This is a genomic window from Paraglaciecola marina, from assembly GCF_004360155.1.
Taxonomy (GTDB): Bacteria; Pseudomonadota; Gammaproteobacteria; order Enterobacterales; family Alteromonadaceae; genus Paraglaciecola; species Paraglaciecola marina.
The window spans coordinates 23,576-43,285 of record NZ_ML178725.1 but is presented as its reverse complement, the minus strand read 5'-3'; the positions used below and the strand labels follow the sequence as shown (position 1 = coordinate 43,285).

Annotated in this window: 16 protein-coding genes; 5 read left to right on the top strand and 11 right to left on the bottom strand. The window is 37.5% G+C overall.

The genetic code is table 11. The annotated features are described in order from the left end of the window. Nucleotides 1-98: 98 nt before the first annotated feature. Nucleotides 99-2,138, top strand: a complete 2,040-nt coding sequence (locus EOK74_RS04745) for a winged helix-turn-helix domain-containing protein (protein ID WP_133468779.1) — start codon at nt 99-101, stop codon at nt 2,136-2,138. Nucleotides 2,139-2,151: 13 nt separating this feature from the next. Here the strand turns inward: EOK74_RS04745 and tusA are convergent, their stop codons facing one another. From tusA to rph, 3 genes are read right to left on the bottom strand one after another with little or no spacing between them, the layout of a single operon-like run. Further along, entirely contained in the window at nt 2,152-2,403 is a 252-nt protein-coding gene (tusA, locus tag EOK74_RS04740; protein ID WP_133468778.1) for a sulfurtransferase TusA, read from the bottom strand. A 7-nt stretch (nt 2,404-2,410) separates the two neighbouring features. After that, nucleotides 2,411-3,052 (bottom strand): orotate phosphoribosyltransferase, encoded by a 642-nt coding sequence (gene pyrE, locus EOK74_RS04735; protein ID WP_133468777.1) that lies wholly within the window; start codon nt 3,050-3,052, stop codon nt 2,411-2,413. An 8-nt stretch (nt 3,053-3,060) separates the two neighbouring features. Next, on the bottom strand, nt 3,061-3,774 hold the full coding sequence (rph, locus tag EOK74_RS04730; protein ID WP_133468776.1) for a ribonuclease PH: 714 nt from the start codon (nt 3,772-3,774) through the stop codon (nt 3,061-3,063). Between the two features lie 178 nt (nt 3,775-3,952). Between rph and EOK74_RS04725 the strand changes: the two genes are divergently transcribed. Next, nucleotides 3,953-4,816, top strand: a complete 864-nt coding sequence (locus EOK74_RS04725; RefSeq protein WP_133468775.1) for a YicC/YloC family endoribonuclease — start codon at nt 3,953-3,955, stop codon at nt 4,814-4,816. Nucleotides 4,817-4,888: 72 nt separating this feature from the next. On the opposite strand, the gene EOK74_RS04720 is transcribed toward EOK74_RS04725, so the two are convergent. After that, nucleotides 4,889-7,075, bottom strand: coding sequence for a prolyl oligopeptidase family serine peptidase (locus EOK74_RS04720; protein WP_133468774.1), 2,187 nt, complete (start codon nt 7,073-7,075; stop codon nt 4,889-4,891). A 299-nt stretch (nt 7,076-7,374) separates the two neighbouring features. Here EOK74_RS04720 and EOK74_RS04715 point away from each other — a divergent pair, with 299 nt between their 5' ends. Then, nucleotides 7,375-7,566: a hypothetical protein gene (locus EOK74_RS04715; protein ID WP_133468773.1), complete on the top strand. Its 192-nt coding sequence runs from the start codon at nt 7,375-7,377 to the stop codon at nt 7,564-7,566. Here EOK74_RS04715 and EOK74_RS04710 read toward each other — a convergent pair whose 3' ends face one another. The 3 genes from EOK74_RS04710 to EOK74_RS04700 all read right to left on the bottom strand — a co-directional run bounded on the left by EOK74_RS04710 (nt 7,567) and on the right by EOK74_RS04700 (nt 11,143). After that, nucleotides 7,567-8,739, bottom strand: a complete 1,173-nt coding sequence (locus EOK74_RS04710) for a cyclic di-GMP phosphodiesterase (protein WP_133468772.1) — start codon at nt 8,737-8,739, stop codon at nt 7,567-7,569. It abuts the gene before it with no gap. A 91-nt stretch (nt 8,740-8,830) separates the two neighbouring features. Continuing rightward, nucleotides 8,831-9,175 (bottom strand): MGMT family protein, encoded by a 345-nt coding sequence (locus EOK74_RS04705; protein ID WP_133468771.1) that lies wholly within the window; start codon nt 9,173-9,175, stop codon nt 8,831-8,833. Then, nucleotides 9,176-11,143: a GumC family protein gene (locus EOK74_RS04700; RefSeq protein ID WP_133468770.1), complete on the bottom strand. Its 1,968-nt coding sequence runs from the start codon at nt 11,141-11,143 to the stop codon at nt 9,176-9,178. A 187-nt stretch (nt 11,144-11,330) separates the two neighbouring features. Here EOK74_RS04700 and EOK74_RS04695 point away from each other — a divergent pair, with 187 nt between their 5' ends. Together EOK74_RS04695 and EOK74_RS04690 are read left to right on the top strand one after the other, a co-directional pair. Next, the gene (locus EOK74_RS04695; protein WP_133468769.1) at nt 11,331-11,945 is read left to right on the top strand and encodes a tRNA-uridine aminocarboxypropyltransferase; all 615 of its coding nucleotides are present in this window, start codon (nt 11,331-11,333) and stop codon (nt 11,943-11,945) included. Nucleotides 11,946-12,263: 318 nt separating this feature from the next. Next, entirely contained in the window at nt 12,264-15,317 is a 3,054-nt protein-coding gene (locus EOK74_RS04690; RefSeq protein WP_133468813.1) for a response regulator, read from the top strand. A 27-nt stretch (nt 15,318-15,344) separates the two neighbouring features. On the opposite strand, the gene msrA is transcribed toward EOK74_RS04690, so the two are convergent. From msrA to atpD, 4 genes are all read right to left on the bottom strand, one after another. Continuing rightward, nucleotides 15,345-15,929 (bottom strand): peptide-methionine (S)-S-oxide reductase MsrA, encoded by a 585-nt coding sequence (gene msrA / locus EOK74_RS04685; protein WP_133468768.1) that lies wholly within the window; start codon nt 15,927-15,929, stop codon nt 15,345-15,347. Nucleotides 15,930-17,137: 1,208 nt separating this feature from the next. Beyond that, nucleotides 17,138-17,437 carry a hypothetical protein gene (locus tag EOK74_RS04680; RefSeq protein ID WP_133468767.1) on the bottom strand — a complete coding sequence of 100 codons (300 nt, stop codon included), beginning with the start codon at nt 17,435-17,437 and terminating at the stop codon, nt 17,138-17,140. A 316-nt stretch (nt 17,438-17,753) separates the two neighbouring features. Then, nucleotides 17,754-18,167 (bottom strand): F0F1 ATP synthase subunit epsilon, encoded by a 414-nt coding sequence (locus tag EOK74_RS04675; protein WP_133468766.1) that lies wholly within the window; start codon nt 18,165-18,167, stop codon nt 17,754-17,756. A gap of 133 nt (nt 18,168-18,300) precedes the next feature. Then, a complete protein-coding gene (gene atpD, locus EOK74_RS04670; protein WP_133468765.1) occupies nt 18,301-19,686 on the bottom strand; it encodes a F0F1 ATP synthase subunit beta in 1,386 nt (461 codons plus the stop codon). Nucleotides 19,687-19,710 lie beyond the last annotated feature (24 nt).

Below are 19,710 nucleotides of genomic sequence, written 5' to 3'. Positions count from 1 at the left end.
TGAAGCATTTAATAAGCTGACTATAAACACAACGGCCCTTTTGTGATGTTTTGTGACGGACCGCTATATTTTTTAGACACGAGCTCTAATATATTGATATGTATATAAAAAATAGTAATTACCAAAATTCAGAGATGCCCATAAAAGTAGGTAAGTTTACTTTTTATCCAGCACGGAATGTCTTAAATAAACAGGGTGAAATATACAAAATAGAGCCCAAAGTTTGTCAGCTTTTACTGCTGCTATGTGAATCAAAGGGCCATGTAGTTAACCGCCAAACATTAACTGAAGCGTTATGGGCGGGTCGTGTTGTAAGTGATGATGCCCTCAGATCAGTAGTTAGAAAACTAAGAGAGGTGCTATCTGATGACGCAAAACAGCCAAGTTACTTAAAAACTTTTCCCCAGAAAGGTTATCAATTAATAGCTGATGTGGATATTGGTAAACCACAACAACCCCCTTCTATTACCTGGCAACAGAGTTTGTTAGCGTTAAGCTTAGTATTACTTTTGTGTATTTTTGTCTTAAAGTTTTGGTTTTTTAACAGCCAAACCACTGCGCAGATTGAGCAACTTACTATGCTCACAGGGTCTGAGGTAATTGCAGATTATAATGAAGTTAGCAAAAATTTAGTCTTTTCACATAGAGCCAACAAAAACGATTATTTACAACTCTACGTAAAAAATTTGACCACCAATAAAACGTCACGCTTAGTTTGGGAAGACGCTAATTTTGGCAATGCCTATTGGTCCCCAAATGGGCGGCAACTTGTTTATGTACGTAGCACGCCAACTATCTATCAAACATTTATTGCAGACTACCAGCCTGAACAAGGGCTAACTAATGTTACAGAACTAGCTATTAATCAAAAAAAGCCCTTAAGTTGGTCCCACGATGGGCAATACTTATATTTGAGCGACTCTTGGAGTGCACCACCAAAGGGCCAAATTTGGCGATACTCTTTAACAACTCAGGAATTTTCTAGAGTCACGTCACCTAATACAGCCACAATGGGCGATTTTGCAGTAAAGGAATCACATGACGGCAGTATGCTGGCGATTTTAAGACAGCATAATAATAAACGAACTGAGTTGATAGTTATGCACCTTGATACTGGGGAGTTGGTTAATGTTCAGTCTTTTCTGGTGCCTGTCACTCGTATGGTGTGGGCTGCAGATAATCAAACTATTACCCTATCAAGTTTTGATGGTGACTTACTTGAATATTCACTGCATTCCCGTGAACTAACTACTTTGACGTTAAACGAAAATCACATAAATGATGTGTTTTACCAATGTGGGAAACAATGCTTATATATGCGTCAGCACAATGGTAACTACCTTGATCTGGCAGAACAACCTTCCCCGTTTAACAACGAGACTATTGTCAGATCTCAATATTATGAAATGCCAGACGCAGAGGATATGCCTGTCATAGGGCAAAGTACTGGCAGTCTGTATTACATAGCAAATCCCCCAAACCAGATGCAGATCAATGTTATAGAAATTAACAAAGCCACAAAAACACTTGTTTCTTTAAGCCCCGATACCGAAATTGAATCAATGTCGATTAATCAAGATGAATCCTATCTTACGGGTTTAGCCAACGGCAGAGTGTTTTTAGTGAACTTAGTGAATAATTCTTTCGAATATTTAACCACAGAGTTAGAAATGAGCTTCGCGCCAAGATGGAGCGCTTTGAAAAACCACATTGAGTTTGCAAAGCAAGAACATAATCAGGTAGTTTTATATCGATATTCAATTGATGCTCAAAGCTTCATGCGTATCGATACTAATGCCTACGTAATCGCACCAATAGATGCAGCTCGAACGCTACATCTAGATGCTGACAAAAACCTATCAATTAAATACATTGATGGTACAAGTCTAGCACTTGGCAAGCTACCAGAAGTATCACCAAACCGTTGGCAGTTAACAGAAAGCTGGCTGTATTACACCTCTCATGAAGAAAACATGGCTATGCTTACTAGAGTCAACTTAAAAACAGGCGAATTACAAAGCCAAGAACTTGCTAAAAACAGATGGAAGCTTAACTTTTCCCTAAGCCAAGACGAATCGCGAATGGTAATTGTGCGGTCACTTTTAGCACAGAGCAATTTGGTGAAAGTGACGTTTTAACAAGCGCCCCTGCTTACTTTCCTTTACGAATAATATAACGATAGGGCGCTTTATCTACAGCTTGATCCACCAGCTCATGTTCCATAAAATGGCAAAAGCTGGGGATATCCCGAGTGGTGGAATGGTCGTCCGCAATAACTGCTAGGGTTTCGCCGATTTGCATCTCACGAATTTGCAGACGCACCATCATTACTGGCTCTGGGCAGCGCATACCCATAGCATCTAATTGATAATCAGCTGATTCAAAAGGGTTATCTGCACTCACAGGCTAACTAAATCCCGTAGTCTAAACGGTATTGTTTGATATTTGCTAAATGCTCTGCCATCTCTGGTTTATCAGCTAAGTATTCAACCAAATCTGCTAGGCTTACAATGCTCACCACTTGAGTATTAAAGTCGCGCTCTACTTCTTGAATGGCTGATAACTCACCTTGGCCTTTTTCTTGTCTATCTAGTGCTATCAACACACCTGCAAGGTCGGCTTTGTTAGCTTCAATTAGCAACATTGATTCACGAATTGCGGTACCTGCGGTAATAACATCATCAACTAACATTATTTTACCTGTTAATGGACTACCCACTAGATTGCCACCTTCGCCGTGGGTTTTAGCTTCTTTACGGTTAAAGCAATAGGGCTTATCTATCCCATGTTTATCCGCAAGGGCCACAGCTGTAGTGGTGGCAATAGGAATACCTTTATAAGCAGGCCCAAATAACACATCATATTCTATGGCTGCATTTTGCAAAGCTTGTGCGTAAAACTGCCCAAGTTTGGCTAAATCGCCCCCTGTGTTAAACAAACCAGCGTTAAAGAAGTAAGGGCTAGTACGGCCTGATTTAAGGGTAAACTGACCAAATTTTAAAACATTGCGAGCTAAAGCAAATTCAATAAAATCACGTTGATAATCTTGCATGGTCAATCCTAATTTAAAGCCAATTTTTGTGCGTCAAATAACTCGCGAATACCGTCTTTCGCCAGCGCTAACATTTCGTTTAGTTCATCTGCGTCAAAAGGTTCACCCTCTGCGGTGCCTTGTACTTCTATGAATTTACCCGTATCGGTCATGACAACGTTCATGTCTGTTTCAGCATCTGAGTCTTCAAGATATTCTAAATCAGCAATCGCTACCCCTTTGTAGACACCTACTGATAAAGCGGCAATCATGTGTTTAATAGGGTTAGTTTTTAAAATACCCTTAGTACGCATCCAGCTTAATGCATCAGCTAGGGCGACACATGCGCCTGTGATAGAGGCAGTACGGGTGCCTCCATCAGCTTGAATCACATCACAATCTACTACTATAGTGTTCTCACCAAGCAGCTTTAAATCAACCGCTGCACGCAACGAACGAGCAATTAAACGTTGAATTTCAAGAGTACGACCACCTTGTTTACCTCTAGCTGCTTCACGGTCTGAACGGGTGTGAGTGGCCCGTGGTAACATGCTGTATTCAGCATTCACCCAACCTTTACCTTTGCCTTTCATAAAGCGCGGAACACCTTCGGTTACCGTAGCGTTACACAATACTTTGGTGTTACCAAACTCAATTAACACTGAGCCCTCGGCATGGCAGGTAAAATTACGGGTAATAGTAACAGGGCGAATTTGATTGGCAGTTCTTCCACTTGGACGCATGGTGCTCTCCTAAATACTCACAGACAAAATAATGGCCGCAATTATAGAGGCATACGTACAAATTATCTTGAGTTTTAAAGCATTCATACCCAATTATTTAGCGAATACTAGGTATGGACTCTCGCACCGAAGAGCAACAGAGGTATAATGCCCCGAATTAAAACTTAGGAAGATTTCAATGATTTACAGTATGACTGCTTTTGCCCGCCGCGAACTCAAAGCCGATTGGGGCTCAGCCGTATGGGAAATACGCTCTGTTAACCAAAGATTTCTTGAAACTTATTTTCGTCTTCCTGAGCAATTTAAAGGCATGGAACCCGTATTACGTGAACGTTTTCGTAAACAATTACAAAGGGGTAAGGTCGAATGTGCGTTGCGCTTTTTCGCTAACGACGCCGCAGTAGGTAAGTTAAATTTAAACGAAAATCTAGCCAAACAAGTCATGCAAGCGGCTAACTGGGTGCAAGCTCATGGCGAATCAGTCGGAGTGAACCCAGTAGATGTCCTAAAATGGCCTGGCGTGATGTCAGCAGAAGAAGCAGACATGGATAGTATTCAAGGTGACATACTGAAAGAGTTTGACCTTACCATAGCCGACTTTATTGCTGCCCGTGCGACTGAAGGTGTAAACCTTAAAGCCATGATCGAACAGCGCTTAAACGGCATCAAGGTAGAAGTAGAAAAAGTCACAGCCCATATGCCTGAAGTGCTTAAATGGCAGCGAGAAAAAATACTCAACCGCTTTGAAGAAGCAAAAATAGAGTTAGAATCAACCCGTGTCGAGCAAGAAATGGTAATGCTAGCGCAAAAGGTAGACGTGGCCGAAGAATTAGATCGTTTGATATCCCATATCAGTGAAACCCATAAAATCCTCAAAAAGGGTGGGGCAGTAGGCCGCCGTCTAGATTTTATGATGCAAGAATTTAATCGCGAGTCGAATACTTTGGGTTCAAAGTCAATCAATACCGATATCACCCAATCAGCTGTAGAACTTAAAGTGTTAATCGAACAAATGCGCGAGCAAATTGCCAATATTGAATAAGAAGTTGATAGCTAATTTAACTCAACAAAAAAGCCATCGTTAAGTGATGGCTTTTTTAAGTGTGGGTTGTCGTTATAGGTTTTTAACCCCTAGGTTATAAAGGGTGAAACCATATATGTCAGCATATTGTTCTATGGTTTTACTGATGGGCGTGCCAGCTCCGTGACCTGCATCTGTTTCTATACGAATAAGCGTCGGGCTAGTACCCGTGTGGTTGGCTTGTAGCATAGCGGCGTACTTGAATGAGTGAGCAGGTACTACGCGGTCATCATGGTCAGCTGTAGTGACCAAAGTAGCTGGGTATTCAACACCTGATTTTACCGTATGAACTGGCGAATAAGCTTTTAGGTACTCGAACATTTCTTTACTTTGTTCTGCTGTACCGTAGTCATAAGCCCAACCCGCCCCAGCGGTAAAGGTATGGTAGCGCAGCATATCCATAACACCAACTGCTGGTAATGCTACCGCAGCTAAATCAGGGCGTTGATTGGCTACAGCTCCCACCAATAGGCCGCCATTTGAGCCCCCACGCAGTGCTAAATGTTTGCTACTAGTGTATTTGTTATCAATTAAATACTCAGCAGCGGCAATAAAATCGTCGAAAACATTTTGCTTTTGTAACTGAGTGCCAGCTTTATGCCAGGCCTTACCATATTCACCACCGCCACGAATGTTAGCGACGGCATAACTACCTCCTAACTCTAACCAAGCAGCCACAGTAGAACTAAACTGAGGAGTTAGGCTGACATTAAAACCGCCGTAACCGTATAAAATAGTTGGGCTACTACCGTCAAGTTTTGCATCTTTATGTTGAGTGACAATCATAGGTACTTTGGTGCCGTCTTTAGATGTATAAAATACTTGTTTAGATACATATTGACTGCCATCAAATGCCGATGCTGGCTTGTTGAATAATGCCGTTTTTCCAGTTGTTATATCGTATGAATAGATAGTGGTAGGCGTAGTGTAATTGCTAAAGGTGAAATAAGTTGTGGTGGCTTTTTGTTTGCCAGCGAAGCTGCCTGCTGTACCAATATCTGGCAAGGCAATTTCACGTACTTGCTCACCCTCTAGAGAGTATTGAAACACCTTAGAAATGGCATCTACCATGTATTCAGCAAAAATATAGCCACCAGCTGTGCTAGGTGATAAAACATTTTCGGTTTCTGACACCACATCTTGCCAATTTTCTACATTGGGAGCGCTTGCTTTAACCTTTACAATTTTACTATTAGGTGCTTGGTAGTTTGTTGCCAAATACAGATCTTCACCTTTATTAGTTAACAGATAAACATCTGACTCTATGGATTCTTTCACCGTTATCCATGTTGCGTTCGTATCATTTAAGTTTTTTAAATATGCGCGATTACCCGACGTAGAGTTCGCCGCTGAAATCATTAAATATTGATTATCATCTGACACTTCGGCGCCAACATAACGATGTTTTTGATCTTCGGTATGACCAAAAATAGCAATATCATCTTTTTGGGCGGTACCCATTTTGTGATAATACACTTTATGCTGGTCGGTTTTTTCACTTAACTCAGACCCTTCAGGTTTATCGTAGCTAGAGTAATAAAAACCTTCATTCTTATACCAAGAGACACCTGTAAATTTAAGATCTACCAGTTTGGTATCGACTTTTTCCATAGTATTGGTGTCAATAACATAAAGCTCACGCCAATCACTACCACCTGTTGAAGTTAAGTACGCAGCTAAAGATCCGTCATTCGAAAATGACAGACCCGCTAATGACACTGTGCCGTCATCACTCAACTTGTTTGGATCGATAAATACTTGTGGCTCACCTTCACCTTTTTGGCGATACACCACACTTTGGTTCTGTAGCCCATCGTTCTTATAAAAATAGGTGTAATCACCCTCAGTAAATGGTGCAGAAATTCTTTCGTAGTTCAGTAGATTTTTAACAACTGTAGCAATTTTATCTTTGTAAGGTACTTGCTCTAAATACCCTTGTGTCGCTTTATTTTGAGCTTTTACCCAAGCTTCGGTTTCTGCACTTCTGTCATCTTCAAGCCAGCGATACGGATCGGCAACTTGCACACCAAAATAGGTATCAACTACATCTCCTTTACGGGTTACTGGATAAGTTAACACTGATGCAGCTTGAGACTCGACTTCTGGCATTTTTACGTCCTCTGTTTTTGGCTGACAAGCAAGCAATAGGGTAGTTGATGCAGTTATCAACACGCTATTCCAAGTCGTTTTTAACAAGCCTTTTTCTATATTATGTTTCATGTAATTCCCGTTCCATTTTATTAAAAATAATTACTGTAATTGTCAGGATTTAGCTTAATTTACCCAATATTATATCGAAGTTAAAAAGAGTGTCAGCTTTATTTACAAGTAACATTTAATTAACATTAAAATAAATCGTAATGCATTGAATTATATAAATAAAACTTTATTGGCTTACTTTTTGATTATCACTAATTTATGCAGATATTTTATATTCATATATACAAAATATCTATATTCAAAATGATAGCCTTTAGATTTTTATAGGCCGATAACATTTCACTGATAAGGTTGTACAGATGTCTTGTTTAACACGAAAAATGCAACAACAATTAACCCGTTACGTGCAAAAAAATAGTGCTGATTTTTCGTCAACCGACCCTGCATGTATTCGTCAAGATTTAGTCAATAAGGGCGTCTGTCCATCAGCTGTAACGACAGATCAACTTAGAGTCATTTTAAAATTACTACCTGAACAAATTTATCGTTAATTACAGCGCAATTGATTCATTAAAATAGCGGTTAAAGTCCAATTTATAGTCACTGGCGATTACGGCTTCTACTATTTTTACAGTGTTATTACTTGCCGCTAAGTTGAGCTCTTTGGGCTCTAAATAATGACTACCACGGACAGAATAGAACACCTTAACAACAGGTTTAATAGCATGCTCAGGATGTTGTTTAAGCACCATAGCGACCTTTTCGTTATCTAGTTTCACTAAACTGCCAACGGGATAAATACCGACACATTGAACAAACTGTTTAACTAAGGCTAAATCAAACTTATTTGGGCTATCTTTTAATAGTATTTGTAATGCTTTTTTAGATGGCATACCAGCTTTATAACATCTGTCTGCTGTTATAGCGTCATAGGTATCCACTATGGCAATCATGCGGCCAAACTTAGTTATTTGTTCTCCTTGCAATCCTAGTGGATAACCCAAGCCATCTAACCTCTCATGGTGCTCACTTATAGTCGTAACCATAGAATCAGGTAATCCCATTTCATCTAATACTTTTGTGCCATAAACCACATGTTTACGCATAATATCCATTTCTGAATCAGTAAGGCGTCCTGGTTTATGCAATATCGCATCAGGAATTTTAATTTTTCCAATATCATGTAAAAAACCAGATAATGCGAGCTCTTGTACTTGGTCTTCAGCTAGCCCTATATGGGTTCCAAAGTGAGCTAATAAAATAGATACATTTAAAGAATGCTCTAAAAGGTAGGTGTCCTTTTCTCGTATTTTGGTCATGCACATTAATGCATTTGGGTTTCTGTCTATGGATGAGACTAGGCTAGAAGCGAATTCTTGTGGCACAGCCAAATCTACAGAAAGGTTTTTAGCCACGTTGTTTAACATGGTTTTTTGAATACTTTTACCCTGTGCATGCAACTTCATAGCCATTGCAAGTTCAGACTCAAAAGGTACTTCAGATTTAGGGTTTACAGTGACGTGTTGCTGTTCTTTTTCTTTAACATTAAGTTGTTTACTTAAATCAATTGCAACCGCTAAAATGCCTTGTTTTTTTAACTGATCGATCGCTTTTTTTGAAGTTACTCTACCTCGACTAGCTATCTTGAGTGAACTTTTTTGTTTTACGATAGAGTCAATGTACATCCCTTCTGTAACTTCATCTATAAGTATAGTCTTTAGCAATTATTTAACTCTAAAAGTGTATTAAAAGGGACAATATCACTAAATAACATTGCCTAAGCCAATAAAATATTAAGCATATTTTGCAAGGGGATCAGAATTTTAATTTCCATAGTAACTCCCCCAAATCAGGTTGCCATTGAAAAGTTTTAAGTTTTACTCTGTTGTTCAGAACAACGACATTTTCTTGTTGCAAGTATCCAATCTGTTTTTTTGATTGTACCGAACCCGATACAAAAGCAAGTTGTCCAGTAGAACGTAACACTCTATACCAGGGTACTTGCAAATCTTTTGGTATAGCACCTAAAGCTTTGCCAACTAACCTTGCTCGACCTGGTAAGCCTGCTAAATCCGCTACTTGTCCATAAGTAGCCACTTTTCCCATTGGAATAAGCAGGGTAGTTTTCCATATTTTTTGCTGTGGTGATAATACCTGCATTTAAACAACTGGATACTGAATGCTAATGTTTTCTATATTTACTGCTTCTTTTTGATTATTAATATGACGGTATCGCGCCAACTCTGAAGGAGCAATAAACCCAGCCACTTTTTCTATATCATTCAGCTTTATGCCTTGAACAACCAGAAAATTTATATACGTATGACGTAATACATTTAGATCAATTTGCTCTGGAAGTAGTAAATTTGCATCATGGGCAGCATTAACTAAAAGGAGTGAAAAGTCCTGCTCAGGATCAAGGTTAGACCATATAACCTCATTGCCACACGTTGCACATAAACTATTTAAAATTTCACTTAGGTATGAAGGTACGGCTAAAACTCTTGATGCCAGTCCCTTTATAGTCATCTGAGAATAGTCTTTTTGAAAATCTCTGGCGCTAATGACTTTTAACTCTTGTTGCTCAACACCACACATAGTTAAACCAATTAACACCTTTGCTTGTTTGTTTGCTACTGCAAACAGAGATTTACTTTCATCAATGCTCAACAACCTTACTGCTGGTGCTTCGAGCTGCGACACTGATTTTGGGTTTGCTTGGTTAAGCTGCATAGGTTGTTGATTATCAATATTAGCTAAATCTTGATTAACATTTTGCCCTGGTACTACAACAAAATTACTTGAGGTGCCTTGTGAGATGTGTTGTTTGAAGATAAAACTATATAAAAACAATGCCATTATGGCGATAATCAATGATCCAATTAAACTAATAAAGCTGTTTAATAAATAGTTAGGAGATATAGCAAAGTCAGGGATAAAAGGAGATTCTAACACGCTGATTTTTGCATCAAAAGGTTTAGATACCTGTTGCGTTATTTGTTGTGTTTTTATTGTTTGAGCCTGTGCTTGCAATGCTTTTAGCTCTGTATCTAATTGTTTGAATTCTTCTAAATTTTGATTAAATTTTTGTACCAGTTTATTTTGTTCATCAAGCTGTTTTTGCAGATCTACAACCTTATTGTTGGCTGTTTGCACATCTCGCTGGACTTCTTGCATATATGCCTTTTGACTAAGTTTGACTTGTTCATCAAGAAAAGCTTGTAATTTTATAGCTTCTTGCTGGCGAGCCACAATAACAGTGTCTCTTTCTAGATAGGCTTGGGTATATTGCTCAGACAAAGCATCTAACCCTGCTGTTATTTCTTGCAATTTAGATCTGGTTTCATCAATGGTAGATTTATCTTCTGGACGTACTAAGGTTTCTCCATTACTAATAGACACTTCAACGCTAGAAAGAAGGGCACTTTTTTCAGCCTTTTCTGCAACAGCTAAATCAAGACTAGTACTTAAATTTTTTACTTTATTTAAGACACGGTTTTCATCTCGCTCTAAAGAAGTAATGTTATTGCTCTGAGCAAAGTTTTGTACTTGATATTTTTGTTCAACAATTTTTTGCTCTAGCAATAAAAGTTGTTCATTTGCGGATTCTTGTACTTCTGTGTTGCTCACTTCTTTTTCAGAATCGATAAGTGCTAGGTATACCTCTACCCAAGTTTCTAATATAGGTTTAAGAATTTTTGGATCGGAACCGTTTGCCTTAAGTGTAATAATACGACCAGTTAAACTTGGCTCAACTTCTAAGTTAACAAACAAAGTTTGCAAACTAATGTTTAAGTATTGCCTTTCAGATAACGCCTCAGAAACTGCCGTTAAAACACTGCTACTTTTAAGCCTGCGGGTATGTATCGTTATTTGCCTTTGTGGCAACTCTGGGAATACTTGTTCGGTTTGCGAAGGATACGAAAAATGTAATATTGCTTGGCTTTGATAAACCGCAGCTTGACTCCAAATTACAATATTAGAAATAACCACTAATAAGCAAAATGTACCAATTAAAACCTGCCACTTACGAGTTTGAAATTTTTTACGTTCTAGATCAGACATATACTGAGAGCTGCCCGAAAAAGGCTGATTGGGTATGTAATCAAGTTTGTTATTAAATGCCATCTTAAAAATCCAGAATTCGGGTAGGCAGTATCATCAAATAAGTATTATATAAGCTAAACATATAAATCCTTTATTATGTTAAAAAATTTCATTTGGTTAGTAAGTACTAATATAATTAACAAATCTAACAAGTGTGCAGACAAACACCAAGCAGAATATCTGTTGAAGGAAATAAACCCAATCAAATATGAACATTTCTAACATAAAGAAAAGAGAGCATTGTATTCTATGTGACTATCCTCAAAAAACGTGTTTGTGTGCTTGGATTTATCCCCTTGATAGCCCAATAAACATAGTCATTCTGCAACAGCCAAAAGAAGCAAAACATGCCAAAAACACTGCTAAGTTACTTAATTTAACGTTAAATAGAATAGATGTGTTAACAGGAGAGTCACCTGAAGATTGGACAGAATTTGTTAAGTTAGTGTCGCAAAAACCAGAAAAATTCAGTGTGTGTTATCCCCATGAGCAAAGTAAACCACTAGAATCTCTTATCAATATCGAGCAAAAGCAAGATCATTTCCCCTCAGGGCATACAGTTATCTTTATTGACGCATCTTGGCGGAAAGCCTTAAAAATATGGAAACTTAATCCTTGGATGCATAAACTACAGAGTTGGCACTTCTCTGCGCCTCCCATTAACCAATATAAAATTAGACATACCACACAAAAAAATAGCCTTTCAACCTTAGAGTCTGTGGCCTATATACTTGAATATACTCATGGTATTAACTGTGATCCTCTTTATAGTTTATTCACAAAAATGCAGCAGGTTTGCTTCCTAGAAAATACTGGGAACTAACACTGTCTTACTTGCGTATATGACATTTTAGAAGCTTTAAAGAATGAATATTTTCCCATTTTTAAGAAATATCCTACATGTAACTGACTTTTGTCCGAAAAAGATGCAGTATACAAACTTCAATACTTTGGTATTTTACTAAGGTAATTAACTCGTTATGGGTTAAATTATAAACTGTAAATATAGAGACTGATTTCCACTTCAGTATATTGGAAACTCACTGCTGACTTTTATAGATAAAACCAGATATTAACAAAAATAATAGGGCTCTAATAATTAAGATTAGATATGGCTCTGAACTATAAAAGTTATATAAAGATGTATTATAGAAGTTTTAAATTTGTAAGCTTTTTAACGCTATTTGCTGTTATGTTGGGGCAAAGCTTATTTGCTGCAACAACTGATAATATTCCTAGCATCAAACTAAGCAATCTAAATGATCATAATGTTACTGAGCAGATTAGTTATTTTTCTCTACTTGGTAATTCACAAGCGCTTCCCAGAAACAAAGCGACTCTCGAGGCTTTAATATCTTCACTACAACCCCATACTGATACCAATTTAAGTGGTGATAAATATGTGGCGGTATTTGAATTAAATAATGACACTCAACAAACAGAATGGTTTATATATCCTTATGGTTCAGTAGTGCAACATATTGAGATATTTTGTTATGACTGTAACAAGTTTAATGAAACGGTAAAGTCAGGTCATGGCCTTAATAATCAACAAGATTTTCATTACGGTAGTAAGATAGAAATAGATCCAGGACAACGTAAAACAATTGCAATATTGTTTGATAGCCCTTACTTTTTTTCACCTATAACAATAGTTGTTAAACCTTTTGAGCAAACTGTAAAGCTATTTCATATTGAAAATGTATTATTGTTAATCGGTTTAGGCATTTCCTTAGCATTAGGTATTTATAATCTTTTTATTTTCACTAGCACTCATAATTATCAATATTTAACTTATGCACTTTCTACGTTAAGTTACGGTACTGCATGGGCTATAGTATTTGCCGTACCCCACTACTTAGGTTTTGAAAACTCACTTATATTTGGACTGCCTGCATTTCTTATTGGCTCTATATTTACCTGTTTTTTCAATATTCAATTTTTACAGTTAGACAAGGTAAGTCCTAAGATAGCTTTAGCCTTGAAAATAGTAGCCTTAATAGCTTTAATCTCTATTCCTTTCGCTTTTTATAATTATGAAACAGGTTTATATCTAGCAACTTTTTCTACTTCATTAACGGCATTTATAGGTATTTATACCGGTGTACGTTGTTGGATAAATGGATATTCCCCTGCTAAATATTACACACTAGCTTTATTGTCGGTAGCTCTGCCAAACATGGTAGTAAATCTGATAAATATCGAATTTTTACCCAGGTTAAACATTAATATCTATCTATTAGGTTTAATAGGTAATTGTCTAGACAGTTTGCTATTAGCATTTGCCTTAGCGGCGCAATTACGGGTGTTAACTCTTAAAAATATTGAACTCAATGCCAGCTTAGAAACTAAAGTAGCAACACGCACTGTTGAGTTGAAAGAAGCGAATTTAAAACTAGAAAAAACAAATAGTGATTTAATCGAAGCCAATAATGCCAAAGGTCGTTTTTTGGCTACTATGAGCCACGAAATTCGTACTCCTTTAACATCGATTATTGGTTATGCAGATGGCATCTTAACGGGTGATATTGATAAAGCAGAACAAGAACGGGTAACTAAAATAATTGCCGAAAATGGTAATCACTTGCTGAATGTCATTAATGATATTCTCGATATAAGTAAAATTGATGCAAATAAATTAGAATTTGAATCTATTCCTACTCCACTTTTTTCTGTTTTAGCACAAGTGGAGTCACTAGTAGGTAAAAGGGCCAGAGATAAAGGATTAGCATTTTATTTAAACTATCAATATCCCTTGCCAGCTCATATAAATACTGACCCTACACGTTTAAAGCAAATTTTATTTAACATCACAAATAATGCCATTAAATTTACTGAAAATGGTTACATTGGTTTATCAGTCGCTTTAGTTAAAAATAAATTACAAATTACTGTCAAGGACTCTGGAGAGGGGATATCACTAGAGCAGCAAGAAAAACTTTTTCAACCATTCACCCAGGCTGATAATTCCATTAATAGGCGTTTTGGAGGTACAGGCTTAGGCTTAAGTATTTCTCAACGTTTAGCTAAAGGACTTGGGGGGGAAATCACCTTTGAAAGTACGCTAAATAAAGGGTCAACTTTTACCTTAAATATAGTGGTAGATGTTGTAGAGAACACTAGTTGGATAAATAATGTTGCAGAGATATGGCGGTCTACCCCATCACGATCTATTCAACCGGTAAAGATACCGAACTTTAGTGGTAACACAGTATTACTAGCTGATGATCACCCAAATAATAGGGAGCTTATTTCTCTATTATTGAAACGAATGAAAATAAAAGTGACTAAAGTAGAGAATGGTCAACAAGCATTAGAGGTCCTATATCGTCAAAATTTTGATCTGATTTTACTTGATATCCATATGCCTATAATGGATGGAACCCTAGCTTTAAAGCAGCTGCGTTCAACAGGTAACAATACCCCTGTAATTGCACTTACTGCCAATAATATGAAGCACGAAATTGACGAATACATGGCTATAGGGTTTTCAGAACACCTAGCAAAACCTATAGATAGAAGAGATTTTATTCGTAAATTATCTTTGTTTTTAACAATGCAAGGTGATTCGGAGCAAGTGTTAAGTAAAGAAGATATGTTAAATTTAGTTAGTGAATATCAGGATAATTTGCGAGAACAATTAGTTAAGATTGATAAAGCCTTGAAGCAACGAGACCTTTCAGTAGTCTCTGAAATTGCGCATAACATAAGCGGTTCTGCAGGCTCATTTGGATTTGCTTTAATAGGTAATAAATTTGCAAATATTGAGAAGTCGGCGTTGCAAGATGATGAAATAGCCATAGCCTTTGAACTCCCCAAAATACTAGCTCTAGCTCATCAGTGTACCGACTTACCCTGTGTTAACATCCCACTAGGCATAGTTAACCATAAGAATAACGTGGAGTTATTTTTAAAGGCTATATATGAATTTGCAGAGGATGCAGAACAAATATTTATTCAGTTACAAGATGCTTTAATTAATTCCGAAACAAACAGTGCTTTGGTCCACCTATATAGGTTATTACCTAATACACACGAATGTGCATTGACTGAGGCAGAATCCGCTCTTAAATCAATGGAAGTTCTGATTACTTATGGGCATACAAACGTAAATGAATTTAAACCCTATTTAAATTTGATAGAAACGCAACTCAGGCAACTTAATAACGTCTTAGAGCCAAACTTAATGAATTAAAATTAAGGGGCTTTTTAAAAAATTGTGTTACTTTTTGACACCCCAAATTTCTTGTAACCTTTGATCTCTGCCGCAGTTCCAGCGATAAAGCTTATATCTAACAGGACTTTTCTTGTAATAATCTTGGTGGTGTACTTCATTACCTTTGATAGGATAAAATTTTGTAGTATTTAAAATAGGGGTAACAACTGTTTGCTCTGGAAACTGCGAAATAACTAATTGTTTAGACGCTTCAGCTAATCTTTTTTCATCTTCATTTGCTACAAATATAGCGCTTTTATAACTAAACCCTTTATCACAAAACTGACCATTGTCATCGAAGGGGTCAATATTTATCCAGTAGTGATCTAATAAGTCCTGATAACTTAATTTACTGGCGTCATAATCAATTTCTACCGCTTCATAGTGACCATAATGATTACCACGATAAGTGGGATTTTCTAAGGTCCCCCCGGTAAATCCTGATATGACTTCATTAACACCGTCTAACTTTTCGAAATCCGATTCCATGCACCAGAAACATCCCCCTGCGAAAATGGCTTTTTCAGCAGAAGTTTCTGAACTAAAAACTCCAATTATTATGAATAAGATGAGGACTACTGTGTATTTCATTACTAACTTTCACTCTAATAAAATTGTGTACTTAATAGGTATTAAGACCCGTATAAATACAAAACATTTCATTTTTATTTTATAGAAAAAAACTCAAATATGGGTGAGCATTCATTAAAAACCTAATACCTCCAACTTTTTAAATCCGCCCCTTTCGGTGCAGATTTTTCAATACGCTTTAAGATTTTCGATACGTAAAAGGAGTTATAACGCAAACGAGATATAGCATTTGAATTTTCGTGGTCACCAATCCAGCAATGTTCATGACGGTCCTCATAATCTATACTCCTTCGTAAGCTGGTGCTGCATTTTCTAAAAACTTTTCTGTTTGATAAATCGCATTATTAAGATAGAAATTCTCCATATCTCCTACATAAATATGAATTTTCCATTTTAATTTTGGGCCAAGCTCAGTTCAATCTCGTTCCATAATACAACGCAAATCGTAATTTTCACGCCAATATGCAGCAACGTCTTTATTTATTTTCCCGTTTTTTTATTCCATATACGTTGGGGATAACCATCTTCACCATTAGGAGAATAAACAGCTTCCCAACTGTCCCATTGCTGACCAGAACGAAGTTTATCTCCAAGTACTAAATTCTAATGGTTATCCATTTCCATGTACCCAGAGATATGCCCTAAGTAGTTACGGTGTGATGGTCTATCAATTTTTATAAAACTACCTTTGCGGAAATAGGCATTATCATCTTCGTATAAATTAATAGTAGTAAATTGACGAAAATCTATTGGATCGGGACAAGCAGCAAATGCACCATAGTATTCCTCAGTATATTTAAGCTGTACAGCAAGAGCTTTCCACCCTCCAGTTGAGCTACTATAAAGAAACCTTGCCCAACCTTCTCCTATGCCGCGAAATTATCTCTCTACAGCTGGTTTTAACTCATAAACTAAGGCATCCCCATAAAGGCCTTAGATTATCTGAGTTCACAGCGTAGCTATCATCGTAGTAAGGAATACCATGGTCAATCTCAGCGATTAACATCCTAGGAATATCTTGGACTACCCAATATTGATATAAATCATAAGACTCTTGCGCTACGAATTTGTTATAACAATCTAAATCGAAGCGTTGACTGTATTTACATATTAACTTGGGGTCTGGTGGCGTTTCACTAAAGTCGCCAAAATTAGATGGGCAATGGCTATGAAAAATAGAAAGAGGAAAACGGACTTGCGGATACTTATCAAAGCCATGAGGTACTAATACATGTGCTCGAAAAAATATCGGTTCCCAAAAATTCTGTTAACAATTGACTACGAATTTTTATATGTCGAATGTACTCAGTATCTTTTGGTTCGTAAATATTGGGGTTAACTTCACTGAGAATTATTTTAATTATATTGTGATTTGTTGGGTCGAATATTATTTTAAAAGGTTTACTTGCAAGGTTAAAGGTTTGATATTTATGTAAAACAGCCTGAACATAATATTCACCTTTGGGAATACTTTCTATATTTTCATCTGGAAAACCAAAATACATCATTGCCTATAATTTTTGTCTCACCTCGTTTAAACCCTTCAATGTTAATACCAAAGATTTGCGCCCCATCAAAGCTAGAGTTTACGTGATTCATTGGTTCTAATTTGTTGCTAACAGCCAAAATGAGTATTAATCGCCCATCGTATATTTTTTGGTACAGATTTTGGAAACTTTAACCCTAATGTAACTGCGTTTATGTTCTGTTTAGAGAAGAATAGGATAAAGGTTAGTAGTAACCTTTAAAAAACATTTGTGAATTATTCAACTCATAAAAAAACCAGCGCATGGCTGGTTTTTTTAATTTTGTATTTTTTGACACTTACTTACGCAGTTTTTGAATTAACCTTAACTGTGCAATAGCTTCTGCTAGCTCAATGGCTGCTTCTGCATAATCAAAATCAGCGCCTGGATTAGCGATATGTTCTTCTGCGCGTTTCTTCGCTTCAGTAGCTGCTTGTTCGTCTAAATCTTCAGCACGAATAGCAGTATCAGCCAATACAGTTACGGAACCCGGTTGTATTTCAAGTACACCACCATTGATGTAGATATTCTCTTCATCACCGTTTTGTACTAAACGTACCATGCCAGGTAACAATGTAGTTAATAAAGGAGCATGACCAGGATGTATACCTAGTTCACCTTCACTACCAGTAACTTGAATAGCTTCAACTTCGCCAGAAAAAATACTGGTCTCAGCGCTTACTACATCTAGTTGTACTGTTGTCGTTGCCATAATGAACCTCCAATAAAGTTCTTAAACATGCACGCATTTATGAGTCTATCTACCTTGAAATCTAGAAGGAGATACACTAGGTATTATTATACCTATGCACCTCCAACACGAGTTCGTGTTAATAGACTAAAAATTACATGTTTTTAGCTTTCTCGCTTGCTTCTTCGATAGAACCAACCATGTAGAAAGCCTGTTCAGGAAGGTCATCAAACTCACCTTCAAGAATGCCTTTAAATCCACTGATAGTGTCTTTCAAAGATACATATTTACCAGGAGAACCAGTAAATACTTCTGCTACGAAGAAAGGTTGTGACAAGAAACGCTGTATTTTACGAGCACGAGAAACAGATAACTTATCTTCTTCAGAAAGTTCGTCCATACCCAAAATTGCGATAATGTCTTTCAGTTCTTTATAACGTTGTAATACTGATTGCACACCACGAGCTATATCATAATGCTCTTGACCAATTACGAGAGGATCAAGCTGACGTGACGTTGAGTCTAGTGGATCAACCGCAGGGTAAATACCAAGAGAAGCGATGTCTCGAGACAATACAACAGTCGCATCTAAGTGAGCGAAGGTTGTGGCTGGTGATGGATCGGTCAAATCATCCGCAGGTACGTATACCGCTTGGATAGAAGTGATTGAACCTGTCTTAGTAGAAGCAATACGCTCCTGCAATACACCCATTTCTTCAGCTAGAGTAGGCTGATAACCTACAGCAGATGGCATACGACCTAACAATGCAGATACTTCAGTACCAGCCAATGTATAACGGTAGATGTTATCTACGAAGAAAAGAACGTCACGGCCTTCATCACGGAATTTTTCAGCCATGGTTAAACCAGTTAACGCTACGCGTAAACGGTTTCCTGGAGGCTCATTCATTTGACCGTAAACTAGTGATACTTTATCAAGTACATTAGATTCGTTCATTTCGTGATAGAAATCATTACCTTCACGAGTACGCTCACCAACACCTGCGAATACAGAGTATCCACTGTGCTCGATAGCGATATTACGAATTAATTCCATCATGTTTACAGTTTTACCAACACCGGCACCACCGAACAATCCAACTTTACCACCTTTAGCGAACGGGCATACTAAGTCGATAACTTTGATGCCTGTTTCTAGTAGTTCAACTGAACTTGATTGATCTTCGTAAGTAGGTGCTTCACGGTGAATAGACATACGCTCTTCTTCACCAATTGGACCTGCTTCATCGATTGGGTTACCCAATACATCCATGATACGGCCTAATGTGGCTGTACCAACTGGAACCTGAATTGCTTCACCAGTATTTTCAACTGCTAAACCACGGCGCAAACCATCAGTAGTACCCAATGCGATTGTACGCACTACGCCACCACCAAGTTGTTGCTGCACTTCTAGGGTCAAACCTTGCAATTCACCTTCAGTGATTCGCAACGCGTCATATACTTTTGGAACCGAATCTTGTGGAAACTCGATGTCCACAACGGCGCCAATTATTTGGACGACCTTACCTTGACTCATGTTAATTCCTCTTAAATTCTAAAA

Bases quoted from the DNA above. Each gene is read 5' to 3' on its own strand.
- EOK74_RS04690 (WP_133468813.1), top strand. From the start codon at position 12,264: ATGTATTATAGAAGTTTTAAATTTGTAAGCTTTTTAACGCTATTTGCT.
- EOK74_RS04745 (WP_133468779.1), top strand. From the start codon at position 99: ATGTATATAAAAAATAGTAATTACCAAAATTCAGAGATGCCCATAAAA.
- EOK74_RS04675 (WP_133468766.1), bottom strand. From the start codon at position 18,167: ATGGCAACGACAACAGTACAACTAGATGTAGTAAGCGCTGAGACCAGT.
- EOK74_RS04705 (WP_133468771.1), bottom strand. From the start codon at position 9,175: ATGCAGGTATTATCACCACAGCAAAAAATATGGAAAACTACCCTGCTT.
- pyrE (WP_133468777.1), bottom strand. From the start codon at position 3,052: ATGCAAGATTATCAACGTGATTTTATTGAATTTGCTTTAGCTCGCAAT.
- EOK74_RS04720 (WP_133468774.1), bottom strand. From the start codon at position 7,075: ATGAAACATAATATAGAAAAAGGCTTGTTAAAAACGACTTGGAATAGC.
- msrA (WP_133468768.1), bottom strand. From the start codon at position 15,929: ATGAAATACACAGTAGTCCTCATCTTATTCATAATAATTGGAGTTTTT.
- EOK74_RS04680 (WP_133468767.1), bottom strand. From the start codon at position 17,437: ATGATGTATTTTGGTTTTCCAGATGAAAATATAGAAAGTATTCCCAAA.
- rph (WP_133468776.1), bottom strand. From the start codon at position 3,774: ATGCGTCCAAGTGGAAGAACTGCCAATCAAATTCGCCCTGTTACTATT.
- EOK74_RS04695 (WP_133468769.1), top strand. From the start codon at position 11,331: ATGAACATTTCTAACATAAAGAAAAGAGAGCATTGTATTCTATGTGAC.
- EOK74_RS04725 (WP_133468775.1), top strand. From the start codon at position 3,953: ATGATTTACAGTATGACTGCTTTTGCCCGCCGCGAACTCAAAGCCGAT.
- EOK74_RS04700 (WP_133468770.1), bottom strand. From the start codon at position 11,143: ATGGCATTTAATAACAAACTTGATTACATACCCAATCAGCCTTTTTCG.
- EOK74_RS04715 (WP_133468773.1), top strand. From the start codon at position 7,375: ATGTCTTGTTTAACACGAAAAATGCAACAACAATTAACCCGTTACGTG.
- atpD (WP_133468765.1), bottom strand. From the start codon at position 19,686: ATGAGTCAAGGTAAGGTCGTCCAAATAATTGGCGCCGTTGTGGACATC.